The sequence below is a fragment of the Mariniflexile soesokkakense genome (genome assembly GCF_039650365.1).
GTDB classification, from domain to species: domain Bacteria; phylum Bacteroidota; class Bacteroidia; order Flavobacteriales; family Flavobacteriaceae; genus Mariniflexile; species Mariniflexile soesokkakense.
Map to the genome: position 1 here is coordinate 126257 of NZ_JAZHYP010000007.1, position 22472 is coordinate 148728.

15 protein-coding genes and 1 pseudogene are annotated in these 22472 nt (G+C 34.5%); 4 read left to right on the forward strand and 12 right to left on the reverse strand.

What is annotated here, in order from left to right; translation table 11 throughout:
* The first annotated feature begins 32 nt into the window (after nucleotides 1-32).
* From VP395_RS13405 to VP395_RS13420, 4 genes are read left to right on the forward strand one after another with little or no spacing between them, the layout of a single operon-like run.
* The gene (locus VP395_RS13405; RefSeq protein ID WP_346242531.1) at nucleotides 33-1478 is read left to right on the forward strand and encodes a nucleoside hydrolase-like domain-containing protein; all 1446 of its coding nucleotides are present in this window, start codon (nucleotides 33-35) and stop codon (nucleotides 1476-1478) included.
* A gap of 5 nt (nucleotides 1479-1483) precedes the next feature.
* On the forward strand, nucleotides 1484-2938 hold the full coding sequence (locus VP395_RS13410; protein ID WP_346242532.1) for a DUF1593 domain-containing protein: 1455 nt from the start codon (nucleotides 1484-1486) through the stop codon (nucleotides 2936-2938).
* A 12-nt stretch (nucleotides 2939-2950) separates the two neighbouring features.
* Nucleotides 2951-4423, forward strand: a complete 1473-nt coding sequence (locus VP395_RS13415) for a glycoside hydrolase family 140 protein (protein ID WP_346242533.1) — start codon at nucleotides 2951-2953, stop codon at nucleotides 4421-4423.
* A gap of 17 nt (nucleotides 4424-4440) precedes the next feature.
* Nucleotides 4441-5814, forward strand: coding sequence for a glycoside hydrolase family 88/105 protein (locus tag VP395_RS13420; protein WP_346242534.1), 1374 nt, complete (start codon nucleotides 4441-4443; stop codon nucleotides 5812-5814).
* 209 nt (nucleotides 5815-6023) lie between these two features.
* Here VP395_RS13420 and VP395_RS13425 read toward each other — a convergent pair whose 3' ends face one another.
* From VP395_RS13425 to VP395_RS13480, 12 genes and pseudogenes are all read right to left on the reverse strand, one after another.
* Nucleotides 6024-7931 (reverse strand): RagB/SusD family nutrient uptake outer membrane protein, encoded by a 1908-nt coding sequence (locus tag VP395_RS13425; RefSeq protein WP_346242535.1) that lies wholly within the window; start codon nucleotides 7929-7931, stop codon nucleotides 6024-6026.
* An 11-nt stretch (nucleotides 7932-7942) separates the two neighbouring features.
* On the reverse strand, nucleotides 7943-11395 hold the full coding sequence (locus tag VP395_RS13430; protein ID WP_346242536.1) for a TonB-dependent receptor: 3453 nt from the start codon (nucleotides 11393-11395) through the stop codon (nucleotides 7943-7945).
* 183 nt (nucleotides 11396-11578) lie between these two features.
* Nucleotides 11579-12772 (reverse strand): FecR family protein, encoded by a 1194-nt coding sequence (locus VP395_RS13435; RefSeq protein WP_346242537.1) that lies wholly within the window; start codon nucleotides 12770-12772, stop codon nucleotides 11579-11581.
* Nucleotides 12773-12869: 97 nt separating this feature from the next.
* Nucleotides 12870-13424 carry an RNA polymerase sigma factor gene (locus VP395_RS13440; RefSeq protein WP_346242538.1) on the reverse strand — a complete coding sequence of 185 codons (555 nt, stop codon included), beginning with the start codon at nucleotides 13422-13424 and terminating at the stop codon, nucleotides 12870-12872.
* Nucleotides 13425-13507: 83 nt separating this feature from the next.
* Entirely contained in the window at nucleotides 13508-15034 is a 1527-nt protein-coding gene (locus tag VP395_RS13445) for an FGGY family carbohydrate kinase (RefSeq protein ID WP_346242539.1), read from the reverse strand.
* Entirely contained in the window at nucleotides 15024-15995 is a 972-nt protein-coding gene (locus VP395_RS13450) for an ABC transporter permease (protein ID WP_346242540.1), read from the reverse strand. Before VP395_RS13450 ends, VP395_RS13445 begins: the two co-directional genes overlap by 11 nt.
* Nucleotides 15996-16042: 47 nt before the next feature.
* On the reverse strand, nucleotides 16043-17563 hold the full coding sequence (locus VP395_RS13455) for a sugar ABC transporter ATP-binding protein (protein WP_346242541.1): 1521 nt from the start codon (nucleotides 17561-17563) through the stop codon (nucleotides 16043-16045).
* A 4-nt stretch (nucleotides 17564-17567) separates the two neighbouring features.
* On the reverse strand, nucleotides 17568-18188 hold the full coding sequence (locus VP395_RS13460; RefSeq protein ID WP_346242542.1) for a DUF2291 family protein: 621 nt from the start codon (nucleotides 18186-18188) through the stop codon (nucleotides 17568-17570).
* Nucleotides 18189-18194: 6 nt separating this feature from the next.
* Nucleotides 18195-19157 carry a D-ribose ABC transporter substrate-binding protein gene (locus tag VP395_RS13465; RefSeq protein ID WP_346242543.1) on the reverse strand — a complete coding sequence of 321 codons (963 nt, stop codon included), beginning with the start codon at nucleotides 19155-19157 and terminating at the stop codon, nucleotides 18195-18197.
* 11 nt (nucleotides 19158-19168) lie between these two features.
* A complete protein-coding gene (locus VP395_RS13470) occupies nucleotides 19169-20140 on the reverse strand; it encodes a transketolase family protein (RefSeq protein WP_346242544.1) in 972 nt (323 codons plus the stop codon).
* Nucleotides 20141-20145: 5 nt separating this feature from the next.
* Nucleotides 20146-20973 (reverse strand): annotated as a pseudogene (locus tag VP395_RS13475) (transketolase); the annotation flags it as partial.
* 26 nt (nucleotides 20974-20999) lie between these two features.
* Nucleotides 21000-22415, reverse strand: coding sequence for an L-fucose/L-arabinose isomerase family protein (locus tag VP395_RS13480; protein ID WP_346242545.1), 1416 nt, complete (start codon nucleotides 22413-22415; stop codon nucleotides 21000-21002).
* Nucleotides 22416-22472: the final 57 nt, after the last annotated feature.

Consider the following 22472-nt stretch of genomic DNA (forward strand, 5'->3'; position numbering starts at 1 on the left):
AAAAAATATTAAAGTTTTAAATACTAACCAAAATGAAAAAACCAAATAAAATCTTTGTAAAAACAATAATTCAAGCACTATTTAGTTGCTTGTTTTTTGGTATAACTATTGTTTCTGCTCAAGAAAAACCACGAGTTTTTGTATTAACTGATATTGAAAATGAACCTGATGACGCTATGTCTATGGTTCGATTTTTAGTATATGCTAATAATTATGACATAGAAGGATTGGCAGCCACAACATCTATCCATCAACAAAAAAAGGTAGCTACTTATCGTATCAAGGAAATAGTGGAGGCTTATGGCAAAGTAAGAGACAATCTAGAAAAACATGAAACAGGTTTCCCTACAGGAGATTACTTAAAATCTATAATTACAGAAGGACTTCCAGAATACGGTGTAAAAGCAGTTGGCAAAGGAAAAGATTCCAATGCTTCCGAATTACTGATAAAGTCGGTTGATAAAATCGATTCAAGACCATTATGGGTAACTGTTTGGGGCGGGCCAAATGTTTTAGGGCAAGCGTTATGGAAAGTGAAACAAACACGATCTGCTAAGGAACTTCAAAAATTTGTTTCAAAACTTCGTGTATATACTATTTCAGATCAAGATGATAGTGGCCCATGGATTCGCAAGGAGTTTCCAGAATTATTTTACATTGTAAGCCCAGGCTTTAATCAAGGCGGTGCTTATCATCATGCTACTTGGAGCGGTATTAGTGGTGATTTTTTTCATGCCCGATGTGAAGGAGGCGATTTTAGTACAGTTTCTAATGAATGGCTTGAAAAAAACATAAGAAAAAAAGGCCCTCTAGGTGCTGAATACCCATTATGGGAATACTTAATGGAAGGTGATACCCCTTCGTTTTTATCTCTAATTAATAATGGATTAAACAACGCAGAACATCCTGAATATGGTGGTTGGGGAGGTCGTTACGAATTATATACTCCAAGAATGCAAAAATGGCACCTTTATCCTGAAAGCAGACCGATCTATTCGGATGCTGATGATGAAGTGTTAGGTATTGATGGTCGTTGGCACGATGGGAATCATGAAACAATTTGGAGATGGAGAAATTCGTTTCAAAATGATTTTGCGGCAAGAATGGATTGGACAACTAAAGAATATGATGAAGCTAACCATCCTCCTATTGCTAAACTAGGCCATGATAATAATTTAGTTGCTAAAAAAGGAGACAAAGTTATGCTATCTGCAAAAGGCTCAAGTGACCCTGATGGTGATGCTCTTTCCTATGAGTGGTTTTTATATTCAGAAGCAGGTACATTTCCATTATCAAGTGCTCGTAGTGGTCAACCCTTGGAAATTCAAAATTTTGACCAACAAGAAGCCTTTTTTATAGTGCCTACAAAACGTATTATGGAACCAGGTACTGGAACCATGCATATTATTTTAGCAGTTACCGACCATGGAACGCCACGCTTAACACGTTACCAACGCATCATTGTAACCATTGAATAAAAAAAATGAAAAAAACACTGTTTTTAAGTTTCATAATTCTGTCATCAACATTACAAACTGAGGTAAATAGCCAAAGTAAAAAAACACGGGTCATTGTCACTTCAGATGGGGAAATAGATGATGAATGTTCCATGGTAAGATTCCTATTATATGCCAATGAATGGGATATTGAAGGCATTATTACAAGTAGCTCACAATACCATTGGCAAGGGCATAAATGGGCTGGCGACGATTGGATTGACCCATACCTAAATGCCTATACCAAAGTATATCCTAACTTGATTTTACATGATATGGACTACCCTACTCCTGAACATTTAAAATCTATTAACTTCCTTGGAAATGTAGAAAGCGAAGGTGAAATGGAAAAGGTTACGAATGGCTCTCAACATATTGTAAAAGTTCTTTTGGATGAATCGGATAATCGCCCTATTTGGATTCAAGCATGGGGAGGTACTAATACAATTTCTAGGGCACTAAAAACAATTGAAGAAGAACATCCCGAAAAAATGGAATATGTTGCTAATAAATTGCGCCTTTTCTTTATTTGGGAACAAGATGATACATATCAAAAATATATACGCCCACATTGGGGGAAATATAATATTCAAACCATTATTTGCGACCAATTTTGGGCAATTGCATACCAATGGGATAAAATAATGCCAAAAAACAAAATAAGCTATTTTAGAAAAGAATGGATGAAAGCGAATATTCTGGAAAATCACGGTCCACTTTGCTCATTATACGAAGCCTATAAAGGTGGTGATGACAACGAAGGATTTAGAGCCGAAGAACCTAAAGCAAAAGGAGATTTCAGATCTGAAGGTGACTCACCAGCCTTCATCTATACAATTCCAACAGGGTTACGCTCATTAGAATCCCCAGACTATGGTGGTTGGGGTGGTCGCTACATTAAAGTTCGCGAAAATACTTGGCTCGATCCAGTTCCTGAGTCAGATTACAACTATCCTGAAGGTAGATGGTATACAAGTACTGCTTGGGGTCGAAATTACATGCGCAAAGAATACCCTAAAAATCAAGATTTAATGCATGCCTATTTCAATCCAATTACCCGTTGGGCAGATGTAGTACAGAACGATTTCGCTGCACGAGCCGATTGGTGTGTTAAATCTTATGATGAAGCCAACCACGCTCCCATTGTTAAAATAAAAAATGGCATAGATTTAACAGTAAAACCTGGTGATAAAATAAAACTTAATGCAAAAGGAACTTATGACCCTGATGGCGATACACTTAACTACTCTTGGTGGCACTATGGAGAAGCAGACATTTATGGTGGCAATATTGAGATTTTGAATATAGATGGACAAAAAACCAAGTTAACAGTTCCTAAAGACGCTAAAAAAGGAGATACTATTCACATTATATGTGAAGTATCTGATAATGGCACACCTCAACTTACCAGATACCAACGCATAATCTTTACAATCAAATAATGAATTAACACTATGCACAAAAAATTCAGCATTATAATTATCTTAAGTGGAATATTCCTGCTTTCCTTTAAAGCAAAAGCACAAGCACCTTGGCAAACACATGGTAAACTTGAAGTTTCTTCTAACGGACATTATATTCAACATAAAGACACAACTCCTTTTCTGTGGATTGGAGATACAGGCTGGGGAATGATTCAACAGTTAACTAGAAAAGAAATTGATCAATATTTAGATAGTCGTCTAGCACTTGGATTTACAGTAATTCAAGCTGTAGCACATTGGTCCCCTCATGGTGGAGGCATGGATAGAAGTCCAGACAATGCTGCTAATGCTTATGGCCATCGTCCTTTTACTGGGGATGAAAAATCACCAAACACATCTGACCCTTTAGTAGTTAAAGGTGGTAGCCTTATAACACCAAACGACTATTGGGATCATATGGATTACGCTATTGAAGCAGTAAAAAAACGAGACATGTACTTAGCCCTTTTACCATGTTGGGCTTCACAACTTATTACTGGCACGGCAGAATACACAACAGAAGAAGCCAAAATTTATGGTGCTTTTTTAGGTAATCGTTACAAAAAAGAACCTCATATTATTTGGGTACTTGGTGGTGATACTAAAGCACAATTTGATGGATATGATAAAAATCAAAAACACAGCAAATACGATTATCGTCCCATATACAGAGCTATGGCAGAAGGCATTGTAAAAGGAGTAACAGGCAAAAACCTTTCATGGAACGAGAAAAATCCAGCCTGGGATGCTGTATTTATGACCTATCATCCCAATGGCGATTCGCCTTATGGTTCGTCGCAATGGTTTCATGAAGATGCTTGGCAAGATGTAAATGGTGTAGAAGTTTGGAAGGAAGTAAATGATGTATATAGAACGATGCTGAATGAGTATCAATTAAAAGAACCTGTTAAACCAAGCCTGTTTTTAGAAGGTTCTTATGAATACGGTTCATACCGTCATGAATGTGGCTGGGTTACTCCTGTTAGAGTACGCAGACAATTTTATCAAACATTTTTTGCTGGTGGTGCGGGTCATACATATGGAGCAGGTCCTATTTGGGCTATGCGTGGAAACGATGGCGATTATAACTGTGGTTATACTTGGCAACAAGCTTTAGATTTCCCTGGAGCCATTCAAGTTGCCTCAATTGGCAAGCAATTTTTAACTGAACACAAGTGGAATGAATGGGTGCCAAACGGCGATGTTATTTCTGGTGTTGGTGAAAATGAAAGTTTAAAAACAGCAGTTACTACAAAGTCTGGTGATATGGCATTGGTGTATTTTTCCAATAACTCCCATTGTCGTGTAACCAATATTTTAAATAAAGATGCTGAAGCCTATTGGTTTTATCCTAGAAATGGAGAGAAAGAGAAATTAAATTCTTTTAAAGTTAATGAATCCATAGATATGGTACCTCCATCAAATTGGGAAGATGCTATATTAGTATTGAAAATTCAAAATTAAAACAAACTTAAGTTAAAATGAATAAATTAAAACGCGTACTAATTGTACTTTTAATAGTTCCTCAAGCACTCTTACTAAACGCTCAAGAAAACACTGCTGGTAGAATTCCGCAATATGAAGTTCCATACGAATTTCCTAAAGTTGAAAACATTAAGGAAGTTTTAAACAGAATTCGTGTCTACTATGAATCTACAAGCCCTCAAACCATAGTAGATGGACAAACAGGAAAAGAAATAACTAATTTTAAAACATTCAATCTGAATGCTGAACCATCCAAAGGTTTCTCAAGCGAATATTCATATACGCACGGGGTTGTTCTTTCTGCATTCGATTATATTGATGATGTTACTGGAGATAAATCTTTTTTTACCGACAACATAATATTTTTCGATTATTTAATGAATAATTTACCATATTTTCAGAAGAATTCAGATAAAATAACCAAAGAAAAAATTGGTAGTTGGGGCAGAATTTTAAAATTCCTCGCCTTGGATGATTGTGGTTCTATAGGCGCTTCATTAATTAAAACATATTCGAAAAACAAAAATGAAAAATATCTCGAGTTAATCAATCAAACAGCAGATTTCATTTCCAACAAACAATTCCGCTTAAAAGATGGTACTTTAGCTCGTAATCGTCCGCAGTATGAATCTGTTTGGGCAGACGATTTGTATATGAGTGTGCCATTTCTTGCCAACATGGGCAAACTTACAGGTGATAACAAGTATTACGATGATGCTGTAAAACAGGTTTTACAAATTGCCGATAGACTTTATATTCCGGAAAAAGAATTATTTGACCACGGTTGGAATGTAACTTCTAGTGATTATGACCCACGGTTTTATTGGGGCAGAGCAAATGGTTGGTCATTAATGACTATGGCAGAATTACTAAGTGTTTTGCCAGAAAACCATATCGGTAGAGACAAAATTCTTCACTTATACCGTTCAATGATTAGAAGCTTAGCAAATTTACAAGACGGTGAAGGTTTTTGGCATAATTTGCTTGACAAGTCTGACACCTATCAAGAAACTTCTTGTACAGCCATGTTTACTTTTGCCATTGCCAAAGGCATTAATGAAGGTTGGATTAGTCATGTTTATGGGCCAGTAGCCTTAACAGGTTGGAATGCTACTCAAACACGCGTATTAGAAAATGGTGCTGTAGATGGTACGTGTGAAGGCACAACGTTTGCACACGACAATACTTACTACTATAATAGAGGAAAAAGTATTTATGCAACTCATGGTTATGGCCCTGTACTGTATGCTGGTGCAGAAATGATTAAGCTTTTACAAAACGATAAACTTATAATAGATAGTGTTAAAGACAATTCTATAAACAGCACCTTTCATTTCAAACTAAAAAGTGAATGGCCTAAGAAAGACTAATTTTCAATTTGATTAGTTTAAAAAACCCAACTGAAATTATTAGAAACAAAAAGCACCGAAATTCGGTGCTTTTTGTTTTAATTGGGTTGCAATAATCACTTGGTTTATTCATTTAGCAAAAAAAAAGGGAATACTACAATTTGAAGCATTCCCGATTTTCATTAGACAGAATTGTAATAACATTTCAATCTAATTAACTAAACTAAATTTTAATATCCATTGGTACCAAATTCATCTGCATTAACTATAGCATCAAGGAATGCTTGAGGAATTGGTCTTACTTTATGTTTACTATCATCAAAAGTTGTAATGTCTGGATTTTTTGAACTTAAATAGGCACTGGTAAGTTTTCCAAATCTTTTTAAATCCTCCCAACGTACTTGTTCACCAGTTAACTCACGCGCACGTTCAGCTAAAATAAAATCCAGAGTCACTTCTCCAGCACTAACTGTTAGCTCATTTTCACGACTAGTTATAGCAGCACGTTTACGTAGTGTGTTTATGTAAGCTACAGCTGTTGCTTGGTCGTTGTTTTTGCGAAGAGCAGCTTCTGCAGCAATTAAATAAACATCTCCTAAACGAAGAATAGGAACATCGCCCATCCATCTTTGGTTATTAAAAATCCAATAAATAGATGAAAATTTATTTAATGAAGGATAGCAATTGCTATATTCTGCACCTAGACCTCCAGAAGCAGCCGTTACAGATTTTCCATTTGCTTCAAATTGTTCCTCAGGTGTTACAACAAGAAACGGTAGTGAGCTTTTTTCTATCGCTGTCATTGGGTAATTAGGTGTGAATACAGAAACACCATCTAGGTAACCATCAACATTTGTATCAACCATATTAACAATTCCAGAGGCATTTAAGGTTGGATAATATACGCTTCTACCTGCATGATATGTTTGACCTTTTGTATAAGTGCCAGCGGTATTTTTAATTACACGACCTAATAATGATTGATTTTTACCATATTTAGTTATTATACTTTGATTGATTGTAAAGTCAGACCATCTAGAGTTGTAGTATTCTGTGAAGAATGTGTTATCAAAACGAGTATCTGCTGGGTTTTTTACAGGAGTAAAAATTTCGGTTAACAAATACTTGGTAGGTTTAAAACCTCTATCGTTTGCTCTACCATACCATGCGCAGTTTTTCTCAGTAGTTCCCCATTCGGCGCCTACTGTTTTTAAATCCATTTCGTAATATTGACGGGTACGACCTCTATTTCCTCCATCAGGATTAAAATAGGTATCAGCATCAACAGCTTCAATAAATAGGAATTCTTTATTGACTTTATTATTAATGCCATCCCATAATTGAGCATATCCAGACTTAGTAGCTGTACTTGTGTACAAATCACAGCCATAAGTTAATCTGTTATCAATTAAATCTTTGGCTGTAGCTAATGCTTTTCCAGCATACAAAGCTTCATCACCTAAACGTGTTCTTTGAAGATACGCTTTTGCCAGCATGCCTAAAGCACCTTTTTTAGATATACGCCCACGATCTGTACCTTGGCTAACTGGAAGATTTTGGCTGGCATATTCTAAATCGCTTAGAATTAAATCGTAAATTTTTTCTTCACTACTGCGTACAGGGTAATTATCTTCATCTGTTGATAATGTAGAAGGTCTTGTTGTAAGCACTACATTTCCATATTGTTCTACTATTTGTAAATAGCTCCATCCTCGTAAAAAATGGGCCTCAGCTACTTTTGCTTTTCGTTGTGCATCAGTATAGCCTTCAACTTTATCAGCATAATGAATGGCCAAATTTGCATAATTAATTGCAGCGTAAAACCCTTGCCAAAATACAGTATTCTGACCTTGGTCTGTATTTAAACTACCGTCGTACTGTGTGTACGCTGTGTATTTAGATTCAGACCACCATAAATCTGTTCCCATTTCTTGAGCCCCAATTCCGTCTATTTTTCCGTAGAAATAATATAAGGCGTCATAGCCATAGTTTAATAAACTTTCAAAGCCCTCTGGACTTTTGTAAGCTATTTCAGAATCTGCAGTTGAATAATTAACTTCATCCAGGTTGCAGGAAGCCGTCAGGAATACCAGCAATACTGCTGGTAATGTTGTTTTTAAATTTAGTATTTTTTTCATCTTTTCTTTTTTTAAAATGACATATTTAAACCAAAAACCATTTGTTTGTATAATGGAAATGAATCAGAAGCTCTAGTTTCCGGATCTAATCCATCTAACAAATGACTTTTAGTAATAACTAAAGAATTGTATACAGTACCATAAACTCTAAAGTTTGTTGCTCCAATACTTCTAGCAAAGCTTTCTGGTAATGAGTATCCTAAAGTTATATTTTTAATTTTTATGTAAGAAGCGTCTACATTAGTTAAGCCTAAATTAGGAGCAGATAATGGTGTGCTTCTAGTCGTATAAGGTCTAGGAAAATCGTTAGTTGGGTTTGTAGGTGTCCAATAATCATAATTATCAGGAAGATTTATAACACCTTGTTTAAAATACCCCAGTAATTCACCATCTATCATTTGACCCCAACGTACTGTAGCGTATATACTTAAGTCGAAATTTTTGTATTTAAATGTGTTTTGAAAACCAGCTGTCCATTTTGGTGCTGCTTGACCAATAATTTGTCTGTCATCCGTTGGATTTATTGCATATGGATTGCTTGCTGTGTATTGTTCATCTACAGCATTACCAGAACCGTCAATAATAGTTCTACCCCAAACACCGTCAGATATTTTAGTTAAACTTGTTTCGATTTTTGTATCACCAGGTTGAAGACCAAAAACAGCAGCATCAGCTTCTTCACCTAACTGCCAAATACCAATTTTTTTATAGTTATAAAACACATCTTTGGGAGAGGCTATAAATAATCCTTCAGAAATCAAATCATCAAGCGATACATTATCACCTAAACTAATTGCATTTATTTCTTCCCAGTTTCTGGCAAAAGTTAGTGTTGAATTCCATTGAAAATCTTTTGTTCTAACATTTGTACTCGTTAATGTTAATTCAATACCATGGTTGTTCATTTCTGCTATATTACCATATTGTGCATATTGAGTTTTTGGAGTAACACCACCAATTGTAGAAGGTAGTGCGCGTTCATATATAACATCTTTCGTATCTGTGTTATACCATTCAATAGAACCATCTATTCTATTATGTAATAAACCAAAATCTAAACCTATATTTAAATTATAGGATTTCTCCCAAGATAAATCGCTGTTACCAATAAACTCGGTAGGTATGGTTGTTAATACTTGTCCGCTTCCAAAATTTAAAGCATCTGGACCATTTGTAGTTTCAGACCTTGTAACATAAGGGTCTATATTTGTATTTCCTGAAACACCATAGCCTGCACGTAATTTTAAATTACTTAGCCATTGATTTGTTCCCTGCATGAAATTTTCATCAGAGATTCTCCAAGCTACAGCACCGGCAGGAAACGCGTCCCATCTGTTATTAGCTAATTGTGATACACCATCGTATCTAATAGATCCTGTTAGCAAGTATTTGCCTTTGTAGCTATAGTTTAATCTTCCAGCATAAGACATACGTTTTTTGATATAATAATCAGAAGACACTCTTGGGTTTAAACCAGCATCAATATTATAGAATGAGAAATCATCATATAAAAACCCTTCGCTGTAAGCATAAGATTCTTCATTTTGGTTTTTGGCATATGAGGTTATAAATGTTGCTCCTAAATCATGATCTTCATTAAGTATAACTTTATAATTTAATATATTTTCCCAAGTATATGAATATCCTAAGCTAGTACTATATGCTCCACTTCTAATGGCGTTTTCACTACCAGTTAGCATAAGGTATGTGTGGTCACTTTTAAATTCTCCAGTGCGGCTATTAGATAATGACACTCCCAAAATAGACTTGACAGTTAAGTCTTTTGCAAGCGTAAATTCAGCATAAGGGTTTGCTATTATATTGTAATATTTATTATTGTTCTTGTACGTTCCTGGTATATTATTGGCAAGCACACTAACTAAATCTGTCATACCATCAACAGGAAACTGATTTATGTCTCCATTTTCATTGTAAGCATCACCTAGCGGAATAATTCCAAAAGATTTATTGATACGACTTCTGTTAGATTCTCTATCTCTAAAAATCAAACCTGTTGTAATACCAAATTTAGCCCAATCTGTTGCCTTAATATTCAAATCACCTCGCATGGTATAAACATTGGTGAAGTCATCTTTATAAACACCTTCGGTTTTGTTATATCCCATGGAAAAACTTGCTTGAACTTTATCGGTTCCTCCACGAATAGATAAGGTATTGTTGGTTTGAATACCTGTTTTAAAAGTTTCATCAACCCAATCAATATATTTTGAATTGTTTATATATGGATTAAGAATTGTTGGTGATAAATTCCAAGCAGAAAGTACGGCATCTCTATCATTAGGCGTAGGATTTCCAGATGCGATATATCCTTCTCTTAAATAATTTAACCAAGCATCTCCTGTTAATGGGCTTGGATAAGATGGATTGCCATTTATACTTACGTAAGAATCAAAATCTACTTGTATCTTACCATCCTTAGCCTTTTTAGTAGTAATAATAATTACACCATTTGCACCAGCAGAACCATAGATTGCGGTTGAAGATGCGTCTTTTAAAACATCTATGGATTCAATATCGTTAGGATTTAGGTTATTAATACTCCCTTGTATTCCATCAACAATATAAATAGGTTCGCTACTTGCGGTTAACGAACGGTTACCACGAAGCAATATGTTGAATCCTGAGTTTGAACGACCATCATTTCGGGTAATATCTAAGCCAGCAACTCTACCTTGAATGGCTTCTACCGGACTAATTACTGGTGCCAACTTAATATCATCACTTTTAACTGAAGATACTGCGCCTGTTAAATCGCGTTTTTTTACGGTTCCATAACCAATTACAACAACTTCTTCTAATCCTGAAGCATCTTCATTTAAAACAACCTTTACATTACTTTGCCCATTTACAGCAACTTCAACCGTTGCAAAACCAACATAAGAAACAACAAGTGTTGCATTTTGATTTGAAACTGCAATAGAAAACTTTCCATCAAAATCTGATTGAGCTCCATTGCTAGTTCCCTTTTCAATAATATTGGCACCAGCTAATGGTTGTCCATTAGTATCAGTAACTGTGCCTGCCACAACATGTTTTTGTTTTTTTATATCAATTGATGAATGAATGTTTTCCTGATTTAGAAGTTCATTTTTGTCTTTTAAAACAATTTGAGTGTTTCTTATTTTATAGGAAGTACTTGTGTTGCTGAACAAATCGTATAGAACATTTTCAATTTTAACTTCTTCTGCTTTAATGGAAACTTTGCGTTTTAAATCGACAAATTTTGTGTTGTAAACAAATCTGTACTCCGTTGTAGCCTCAATTTTATCTATGATTTGAGATACGGGTGTGTCCTCAACATCCAATGTTATTGTTTGTGTATAGCCTGTATTGGCTAACATGCTAAAGAATGATACTATTGAAAAAAGAGTGGTTAATTTCATTTTTAAATCAAATTTCAGACAAGGCAGTTTTCTGCCCTTTCTATCATGAATTTTTTTCATATTTTTAATGTGTTTAATTGGTGAATGACTAAATTTTAGTTTTCACTTTATAATTCCCGGGAAATGTTGGCGCATTTTCCGGTTTTTTTATCCAAGTGTTTGGATAACCTAAAGTGGTTTAGTTGTTGGTTTTTGTTTAAGTTTTTTAGTTTTTATTTCATAGGTTGTTTTGGTTTAGATTAGCTAGTTTATATATACAATGTTGTTTTTTATGCTGTATTTAATATTGTAACTATCACTGAAATAGCCCAATATTTTTTCTATAGGCTCTTCATTAAAATTGGCATTGAAAGTTTCGTTTTCTAATAGCTTATTGGTTATAATAACTTTCATGTTATATTGCCGCTCTATTTTTTTAGCAATATTTTTAAATGGCATATTTCTGAAAAACAATCCCCCTTCTCTCCATGAGGTGTAAATTAGGGTGTTAACTTTTGCCGTACCTATGTTTAGATTTACTTTATTAAGCGAGCCTTTTGTGCCTGGCACTAACATTGTGCCTTCTTTCATTGTTTGAGAATCTTTGTACATTCCTACTGAGCCTTCAACCAAAACCACATCTGTGTCAATATCTTCAGGATATGCGGACACGTTAAACTCGGTTCCAAAAACCTCAACATTTAAATTTTCCGCATTAACTATAAAAGGATGTTTAGCATCTTTAGCGACCGAGAAAAATGCTTCTCCATTTAAAAATACTTGACGCTTTTCTCCCTTTAAAAACTTCACGGGATATTTTAAAGAGGTACCTGCATTTAAGTGTACACTGGTACCATCTGATAATTTAATTTCAAAACGCTTTCCGTAGGGCACCGTTAAGGTATTGTAGGACAGGGTTTCTTTTTTAGCCCCATTACTATACACAAGTTGCTTACCGTTTTGTGTACCTAATATTTCGCCTTTTTCATCAACCAGTTGCGTAGAGCCGTCCTCATTAATAATTTGAACAGAGCCATTTTCTAACTGAAGCGTGATGCTTTCAGATGGAATAACTGCATTTTTTGTGCTCGAAAAATATCCTTTTTGATAAGAATACCCGATGGCTAAAAATAAAAATGCAATAGCAGCATATTTGGAAATAGTTGGTATTAATTTTATGTATTTAGATTTTGAAGCCGTTTTTTTGGAAGCTTGGTTTTGAGGAAATGGGTTCTTTAGTTTTGAAATAACATTGTCCCAAGCAATATCTTTATCGAGAATTTCAGCAAACTGAATTCTTCTTACCTTCTTATAAATTTGTAAATGATCAATAAAAAACTGCTTGTTTTTTGAATCTTCATGTATCCACTGCTTTAATTCATGAAATTCCTTTTCAGTTATATTCTTAGAAATATAATTTGAAATAAGCTTTAAAATATGGGGATTAATGTTATCCATTATTGATTATTGATCATGTGTTATTTTAACTTTAATATGTGTTATATTAACTATAATGACAAAAAACCAAAAATGGGTGACAAAAAAACAATGTTTTTTAAACAAAAAACAACAATACAATTATTTCCATAACATTTCGAAGCTGTTTTAGTGCTCGCGAATGATGTGTTTTAACGGTGTTAACGGAAATCCCTAGTTGAGAAGCCACTTCCTTATATTTAAGGTTGTCCAATACAATGGCCTTAAAAACTTCCTTGCATTTTTTAGGTAATGCCTCAATTTCTAAGTATAATTTTTTCTTTTCCTCTTCAATATATTTAACATCTAAATCTTCTTCAAATATTAATTTATTGACTTGTTTTTCTATTTCAACAAATTGGTATCTGGCCTTTCGCTTGGCAGCTTGTAGCGTGTTGTTTTTTACAGACTTAAATAAATAGGGGCCAATTGTTTCATCAAAATTCAAGTATAATTTTTCGTCCCAAATTTTAATGAACAAATCCTGAACAACATCTTCAGCCAAAGAAAAAGAGTCGCAATATTTTAGTGAATATGTACATAACGGGATATAATACAAATCGAATAATTCCTTAAAAGCCTCAGGACTGCCTTGTCTGAGTTTACCAAGAATTTCTAAATCATTCGACTTCATAAGATATAAATATTCATTTATAAATTTCTATTCTGTACTGTTCCCTTTTAACTGCTATAAACATTCAATGTTATATAAAATATTTATTCTATTTTATTAGAAACAATAGTTTGCCAGCCTAAATACGCTTTATCTGCAATATCATTATTATTTGGTGTGTAGCGTTTAATCATTTCACTTGGCAACTTTGGTAGCTCTTCAAAATTTCTCCAAAGTTTCACTCCCAATCCAGCTATTAAAGTTGCCCCCCACGCAGAAACATCGGTAATTCCCATATTGGTAATGGGCGTTTTTAATAAATCTGCTATGAATTGCATCAAAAACTCATTGTCGGTAATACCACCGTTTACTTTTAATTCTTTTAATGAGGATTTGGTTTCCTTTTCAATAGAATGAATCACATCTTTTATTTGAAACGCAATTGACTCTAAACTTGCTCTCACTAAATGTTCTTTGGTTGTTCCGAAAGTTAATCCATGAATGGAGGCTTTCCAATCTTTTTGCCAATATGGCGCTCCCATCCCGCTAAAAGCTGGAATCAAATAAACACCTTCATTTGTTTTCAATGACGTCGCCATCGGCTCAATGTCCTGATAAGAATTAAAAACACTTAATTGATTTTTTAACCATTCAATGGTAGAACCACAACTTACGATGACACCTTCTAAAGCATAATTTACTTGCCCTTCAACACTCCAGCCTATAGTTGTTAACATGCCATTTTCAGTTTGCTTTGAAAGTGTTTCAGCATTCCATAAAATAGATGAACCTGTTCCCAAAGTGGCTTTTGCCATTCCGTTAGTAAAACATTCCTCACCAAAAAAAGCAGCTTGAGAATCGCCTATAATTCCAGTGATTGGAAGTGGCTTTTGAAAAGCATCTTCAAAAGTTGAATCTCCAAAATGGGCTGATGAAAACATTACTTCTGGAAGATTTATATTGTCTATACCAAATGCATTTAAAAGCGTTTTATCCCAATCTAAATTATAGATATTAAAAAATAAAGTTCTTGATGCATTTGTATATTCAGTTTTAAAACTTCTACCCCCAGTAAGTTTGTAAAGTAACCAAGTATCAACCGTTCCAAAAAAAGCATTTCCGTTACTGATTGCGGTTTTAACTTTATCATTATTTTCATTAAGCCACATGACTTTAGTTGCTGAAAAATAAGGATCGATAGTTAAACCAGTACTGGAATTTACAGTGCTTTCTAAACCACCTTCTTTTAAACGCCCACAAACTTCAACAGAACGTTTACACTGCCAAACCACCGCATTATGTAACGGATTTCCATTTTTATCCCACAACACAAACGTTTCTCTTTGATTAGAAATACCACAAGAAACAATGTTCTTTTCTTCATTTGGAAATTGTTTGTTAAATTGATTAATACAATTTTTAACTGCATTTACCACCGATTGATAAATTTCACTAGGATCTTGTTCTACAAAACCAGATTGGGGATAATACGATTTTAAAGGTTCGGTAGTTTTAACAACAACGTTTCCGAATTCATCAAAAATAATGGCTTTAGTACCACTCGTTCCTTGATCGATGGCTAAAATATATGATTTTGACATGTTAATTTTCTCTTTAGTCTTAGTCTTCATTCGGATGATTTAATCTATCCATTATCACAGCTACTAAAATCACCAAACCTTTGATAATTTGTTGCCAAAAAGGCGATACGTTTAGCAGCACCAAACCGCTATTCAACACCCCAATAATAAGTGCTCCTTGAACCGTTCCCATAATCGAACCTCTACCTCCAGATAATGATGTACCACCAATAACTACAGCAGCAATAGAATCCAACTCATAGCTCATACCTGCATTTGGTTGTGCCGAATCTAAACGAGAGGTTAGTATAATACCCCCTACCGCTGCTAAAATACCAGCTATGGCATATACCCAAATTTTCACTTTATTTATATTGATGCCCGATAATCGTGCAGCACTTTCATTACCCCCAATAGCATAAATATGTCTACCAAATTGGGTTTTCTTAGTAACAATTACCGCAACAGCCACCACAACAGCAGTAATCCAAACGGGCATTGGGATACCTAAAAACCAACCAGTTCCTATAAAATCGAAACTATCACCTAAGCCTGTTATAGGAAACCCACCAGTCCATAACATAGTAGCACCTCTTGCAATGGTTAACATAGCCAACGTTGCCACAAATGGAGGTACTTTAAAGCGGGTTATCATCCAACCATTAAAAACTCCTAAAGTGCCACCAATAATTAAACCTGATAATATAGCACCAAATACCGTAAAACCAATATAGGTGTTAAACGCAGGAACTTCTAACCCAAATTTTAAGAGTCCAGCGGCAACAGCGCCACTAAATGCTAAAATAGAGCCAACCGATAAATCGATGCCCTTTGTTAATATAACCAAAGTCATACCAACCGAAATACATACATTTATAGATATTTGTCTGGCAATATTCCACCCATTTTCCATGGTGAAAAATTTATCGGACATGATAGTTAAGACAATACACAGCACCAATAGGGCTATGATAGATTGAAATTTCACTAAAGTATTTTTTACATCAGCCATTTTACAGTCTTATTTGTTTTTATGTGGTTTTAGTTGGTTGGTTTTTATTAAATAATAGCCGCTTTCATAATAGCTTCTTCATTAAAATTTTCTTGGTTGAATTCTCCAGTAATTCTTGAATCACTTAAAACTAAAATTCTATCGGAAATAGCCATAATTTCTGGAAGTTCAGAGGAAACAACAACAATTCCCAATCCGTCTTTAGCTAAATTATTTATTAAATGGTAAATCTCATTTTTGGCATTTACATCAATCCCTCTAGTGGGCTCATCTAAGAACAACACTTTTGGCGCGGTAGCAAGCCATTTAGACAACACCACTTTTTGTTGGTTTCCTCCACTTAAATTTCTAGACAATTGCTTCTCTGAAGGCGTTTTAATTTTTAAAGCTTCGATATACTTTTTAGATAAAAGCACTTCTAGTTTTGAGTTTAAAAATCCGTTTTTTACGACGCCATTTATACTCGCCATACTAATGTTTTTTGATATTTCCATTTGCAATACCAAACCATCTTGTTTTCGGTCTTCGGGCACTAAACCCATACCATTTTTAATGGCGTCCATGATCGATTTTATTTTGACTTCTTTGTTCTCAATAAAAACAGATCCGGACATGATATTGGCATGCAATCCAAAAAGCGTCTCCAGTAATTCTGTTCTTCCTGCTCCCATTAAACCAAACACACCAAGAACTTCTCCTTTTTTAACACTGAAATTGACATCCTTTATTAAATAGGAAGATTTACTGGTGATTTTTGGAAGCGAAATATTTTCTACCCTAAGAACCTCTTCGCCAAACGGAACAGTTTCTTTTTTGTACATGTTTTTAATATCTCTACCAACCATCAATCGAATAAGGTCATCCTTTTTTGCGTCTTGGGCATTTTCTATACTTCCAACAATTTTTCCGTCGCGTAAACCAATAAATCGGTCTGCAATCAAAAAAAGTTCATCTAATTTATGGGAGATATATAAAATGGAAACATGATCTTTTTTAAGCGATGCAATAATTTTAAAAAGTGATTCAACTTCAGTATCTGAAATTGCCGAAGTAGGCTCATCCATAATAACCAATTTAGCTTCTTCCAATAGAGCTTTTGCTATTTCAATAAGTTGCTGTTCACCAACTCTAAGCTCAGAAACCAGTGTTTTAGGATTTAAATTACAATCTAAACGCGTTAGTAGCTCTTTAGTTTTTTTATTCATTTGTTTAGAATCTAAAATTCCAAACGCATTGTGTAGTTCTCTTCCTAAAAATATATTTTCGGTAATACTTAAATAAGGAATTAAATTTAATTCTTGATGAATAATGGCAATCCCTTTTTGCATAGCATCTTTAGGGGTGCTAAAATTCACTTCTTCATTATTTAAAAGAAGCTGACCTTCATAGTCTGGATAAACACCGGATAAAATCTTCATTAAAGTCGATTTTCCCGCGCCATTTTCTCCAACTATCACATTCACTTTTCCTGTATGGACATCAAGGTTTACATCGCTTAATGCAATAACACCACCAAATCGTTTAGTTATATTTTTAGCTTGAAATAGTATATTTTGCTGGTTTTCCACGTTTTTAATTATTGAATTTAATAATAAGTGGAATTACTTTTAAATATTGCAAATCAGGGTACTTGGTATTTACTTTAACAGCCCCTTTAAAGTATAACTTATCGCCTTCTTTTACTTCTTTTTTGAAAGATGGAATAATGGTTTCTCTCACTATATTATTAAGTTCTACTGAAATTGTATTGAAGTCCATGGTGTTTTGAAAATTACCAATATCTGCAACGGCACTAGCATCGCGTATGGCATTTCCAAAAATAAAATCGGTGGCTATTCGTATTTGTTGTTCGCTATTACTTAGAGCTATTAAAACATTTTCATCTTCAATAGCAACAACTTTTGCATTGCTTTCAATAATAAAATTATAATTGTCGCTAATGCCTAATTTTTTACCATTGCTTTTAGCGTAATTATTGACATCTTTAATGATGTTAATTAAAAATTCTGAAGCATCAATAGCAGGAAGTGTTTCTACTTTAGAAGCCATAAAATGAGCAGCTAAAGTTTTAGCATCAAAAACACCCGCATTTTGTTGTTTTTTATGTTCATCTAAAGATTCAAAATATACAGCGTTATAAAGTGAAAGACCTATGACAAGTGCAAAAACAACATATTTAATTATTTTATTCATAGATAATTATTTTTTTGAACCGAATTCGCCAAATTCCTTAATAGTTTCTTGAGTTACAAGGCCTACAGCGAGCGACGTTTTTTTGCTAAAATCACGTTTACCTTTAATATACTCATCCGCTAATTCTGCTGCTGTTTGTGCCATTTTTTTAGGAGATTGCATTACGGTAGCCTTAATTTTCCCATCAGCAATAGCATCCATCACATCATCAGCACCATCAAAGCCAAAAATCATCACGTCTTTTTCTTTTCCAGCAGCTATTAATGCTTGGTATGCTCCCATAGCCATAGAATCATTTCCACAAAAAACAGCATTAATATCTGGGTTTGATTGCATTATAGATTCTAAAACCTCCATAGCTTTACTTCTGTCAAAATCGGCACTTTGCTGTGACACCATTTTTAATTCTGGAAAAAGATCGACAACACTGTGAAATCCTTTAGAACGATTCCAGGTATTATTATCCCCAACTAAACCTAGTAGTTCAACGTATTTCCCTTTTTTATTTAATTGGCGAACAAAGTATTCTCCTAATTCTACACAGCCAGAAAAACTATCTGATATAATTTGTGACGTTGCTGCATCTAATGAATTTACTTCTCTATCCATACAAAAAACAGGGACATCAGCTTGTTTAGCACGTTTAACATTAGACACAGAACCTTCTGAATCGGTTGGATTGAATAATACGGCACTGTAACCAGCGGCTATTAAATTTTCAAAATGCTCAGCTTCTTTTGAAGTGTTATTTTGCGAATCGAAAATAGTAACATGATACCCTAACTCTCTGGCGCGTTCTGCGGCCGATTCACCTAAAACAACAAACCAAGGATTGTTTAATGTTGAAATAACAACAGCTATTTTTTTTGGTCCATCTTCTTTTTTTGAGTTACAGCTAAATAAGCTGAATATGGCTAGTAGTGAAAGTATTAAATATTGTGGTTTGAATGGTTTAGTTGGTATGGTCATGAAATCTGATTTTAAATATCTAACAGTTCTTTACACGCTTTAAACAAACCTTCTTTCGAAATACCGTAATGGTTGAAAATTTCTACCTGAGAACCAGTAACCGTATATTCATCAGGAATTCCAATAATTTTGAATTTGTTTCTTATCCCTTTTTGAAATAAATAGGATGCACATGCCTCACCTAAACCGCCATTAACCATGTGCTCTTCAACAGTTACTATGGGGCTGCCGTTTGCTGCCAATTCTTCTAATAATTTAACATCCAAAGGTTTTATGGTGTGCATACTTACTACGGTTGCTTTAATGCCAAGTTCATCTTCCAATTTTTTTGCAGCTAACCATGCAGGATAAACAGTTTCACCAGTTGCTATTATAGCAATATCGCCACCCTCTTTAACAACACGTCCTTTACCAAATTCAAATGTTCTGTTTTCTTCACTTAAAAAAGGCATCGCTTTTTTACCATAGCGCATGTAAACAGGCTTATTTATTTTAGCAGCTAAACGAACCGCTTGTTCTGTTTCAAAATTATCTGCAGGTGCTACTATGATGAGATTGTTAATAGCGCGAAGCACCGCATAATCGTGTAAACTGTGGTGTGTGGTTCCAAGAGCTCCATAACTAATGCCAGCACTAATACCAACTAAAGTCACAGGGTTATCTGAATAACACACATCATTTTTAATTTGCTCCAAAGCACGAGCACTTAAAAAACATGCAGGCGATACCGCAAATGTTTTTTTACCGGCAGAAGCTAATCCTGCAGCTACACCTACTAAATTTTGCTCTGCAATACCAACTTCAACAATTTGATTTGGGTATTTTTCTCCAAAAGGCACTAATTTTCCTGAACCACGTGAATCACTGGTTACTGCAACAATATCTCTATCGGTTTCAGCTAATGCTTGTAATGTTTCAGAAAAAACATCTTGATTAGCTTTACCCATTTTTAAATCCTTTTCCTCTATTTTATCTAATTCCATGATCTCTAGATTAATGCTTCTGCTTCCGTTAATTCTGAAAGCGCTAATTCATATTGCTCTGGCGATGGCACTCCATGATGCCATTTTGTAACGCCTTCCATATAACTAATTCCTTTTCCTTTAATAGTATGTGCAATTATAAAATTTGGTTTTCCTGCTTCAAAAGAACCATTATTTAAGGCTTCTTCTAATTCTTCAAGATTATGCCCATCGACTTCTTTAACTGCCCAACCAAATGCTTCTAGTTTTTGCCGAACAGAATCTGTATTCATAACATCTTTATTGTAACCCGTAATTTGTTGTTTGTTATTATCTAAAATAGCATACAAATTATCTAATTTATAATGTGACGCAGATAAGAACGCTTCCCAATTAGAACCTTCCGGTAATTCACCATCACCTAAAAGCGTAAAGACTCTATGTGTTTTATTATCTAATTTTGCTGCAATGGCTTCACCTACACAAATGGGTAGGCCATGCCCCAAAGCACCTGTATTTTGTTCAACACCATTTACTTTTTTTGTTGGATGACCTATGTAATGTGATTGGTATTGACAAAGAGTTTCTAAGTCTGATTCCGGGAAAAAGCCACGATCTGCCAAGGTTACAAAAAGCGCTTCAACACAATGCCCTTTACTTTGTATATATCTATCGCGATTTGGATTTTTAAAATTGTTTGGATCTATATTTAAAACCCTATTATAAAGCACATTTAAAGTATCAACACACGATAAACTTCCGCCAGTATGCCCCGCTTTTGCTTTATAAATGTATTTGAGAAGATTTTTTCTTAGAAATACAGATTTTAATTTTAATTCTTTATTCGTCATTTTCTTTAATTTATGAGAAAATTAATCGATTACCCTTTATGATTATAAATATCCCACCCCATGTAGTTTCCTAAAGCTTCTTCAAGAATAGCACCTGTTTTTGAAGCGTTCATAACCACATGATGCTCAAAACCATTTCTACACACATGGTTCATTAAACCTTGCAAGTTTCCAATTTTAGCTACGGCTCTGTTACCAAAGGTTTTTAACGGATCGTCTGTTAATTCCCCTTCACCTATATATGCTTTAATAATACCTTTAGGGTCGTCGGTACTAATTCTTCCGTAGGTAAGCGGCATTGCTGGAGTTCTGCCATCTAGAGCGCCATAGGTGTTTTCAACACCTACACTAGTTCCTAAAATAGGGGCGTTGCTTATTTCGATATCTGGCAAGAATGATTTTGCCCAGTTTCCGCAATGGAACAATACACATTTTTCTGGATCATCAGCATAATTATTATTCCAATCTACCAAGGCACTTGGAGATCCTGAAGCTAATTGCATGGCGTACATGCTTAAAGTTCCAGTAACATCCACCTCACAAGCTGACGGCAGCATGTTTTCAGACATAATACTCATAGTTGTACACACATTACACCCGAAATTTTGTTGTAAAGATGTCCAACATTGAATGGCGGTAGCATCTAAAGCATATTCATCTACATAATCATTTAAAACCACATCTAATTTTGCTATTTGAATCATCGCATCATTAGGTGTTTTTCCTTTTGGAGCATATGCATTTATTTTCTCTAAATGCTGTTTAACTGAAGCGTCATCTTTAGTAAGTTTGTTTGCTTTCCCAAGAATTTCAGATAAATCGGCAGTTACAACGGTAATACCGTTTCTTTGTAATATTTTCTCTGAATAACGAACTGTATTAAATGCCCCTGGTCTTGCTCCAATGGCTCCAATTCTAATATTTCTTAAACCTTTTACCACACGACAAACTGCTAAGAAATCTTTTAAATCTTTTTGAAAAATTGGGTCTGATGGATGCGAAACATGCTGACTGGTTAACGAATATTTAATACCATATTGATATAAATTATTACAAACCGATATTTTACCACACCAAGAATCACGGCGGTTAACCACATTCATTTTAGACAATTCATCTGGGTACGCTTGTACTAAAACCGGAACGTTCAAATTAGCTAGTTTTAAAGTATCAGCAACACCTCTTTCATCTCCAAAATTTGGCAAAAGCACCAAGATTCCGGCTAGCTCATCTCTATGTTTTTTGAAAAGATCTGCACATTTCTGAGAATCTTTATAGGTTTCAACGCCTCCAAGTTTCGTCTCGGCAGTTTCTAATAGAATAGGTTTTAAATTAAGTTTCGCAAAAACATCAATAATTTCTGTTCTTGCTTTTTCAACTAAACTATCTGGAAAAAAATCTCTGTTTCCTATTATTATTCCAATGCTTAATGATTTTTTTGACATTTTATTCTTGTGGATTTTTAATTTATTATTTAGTAAACCAATATTGATATTTTATAA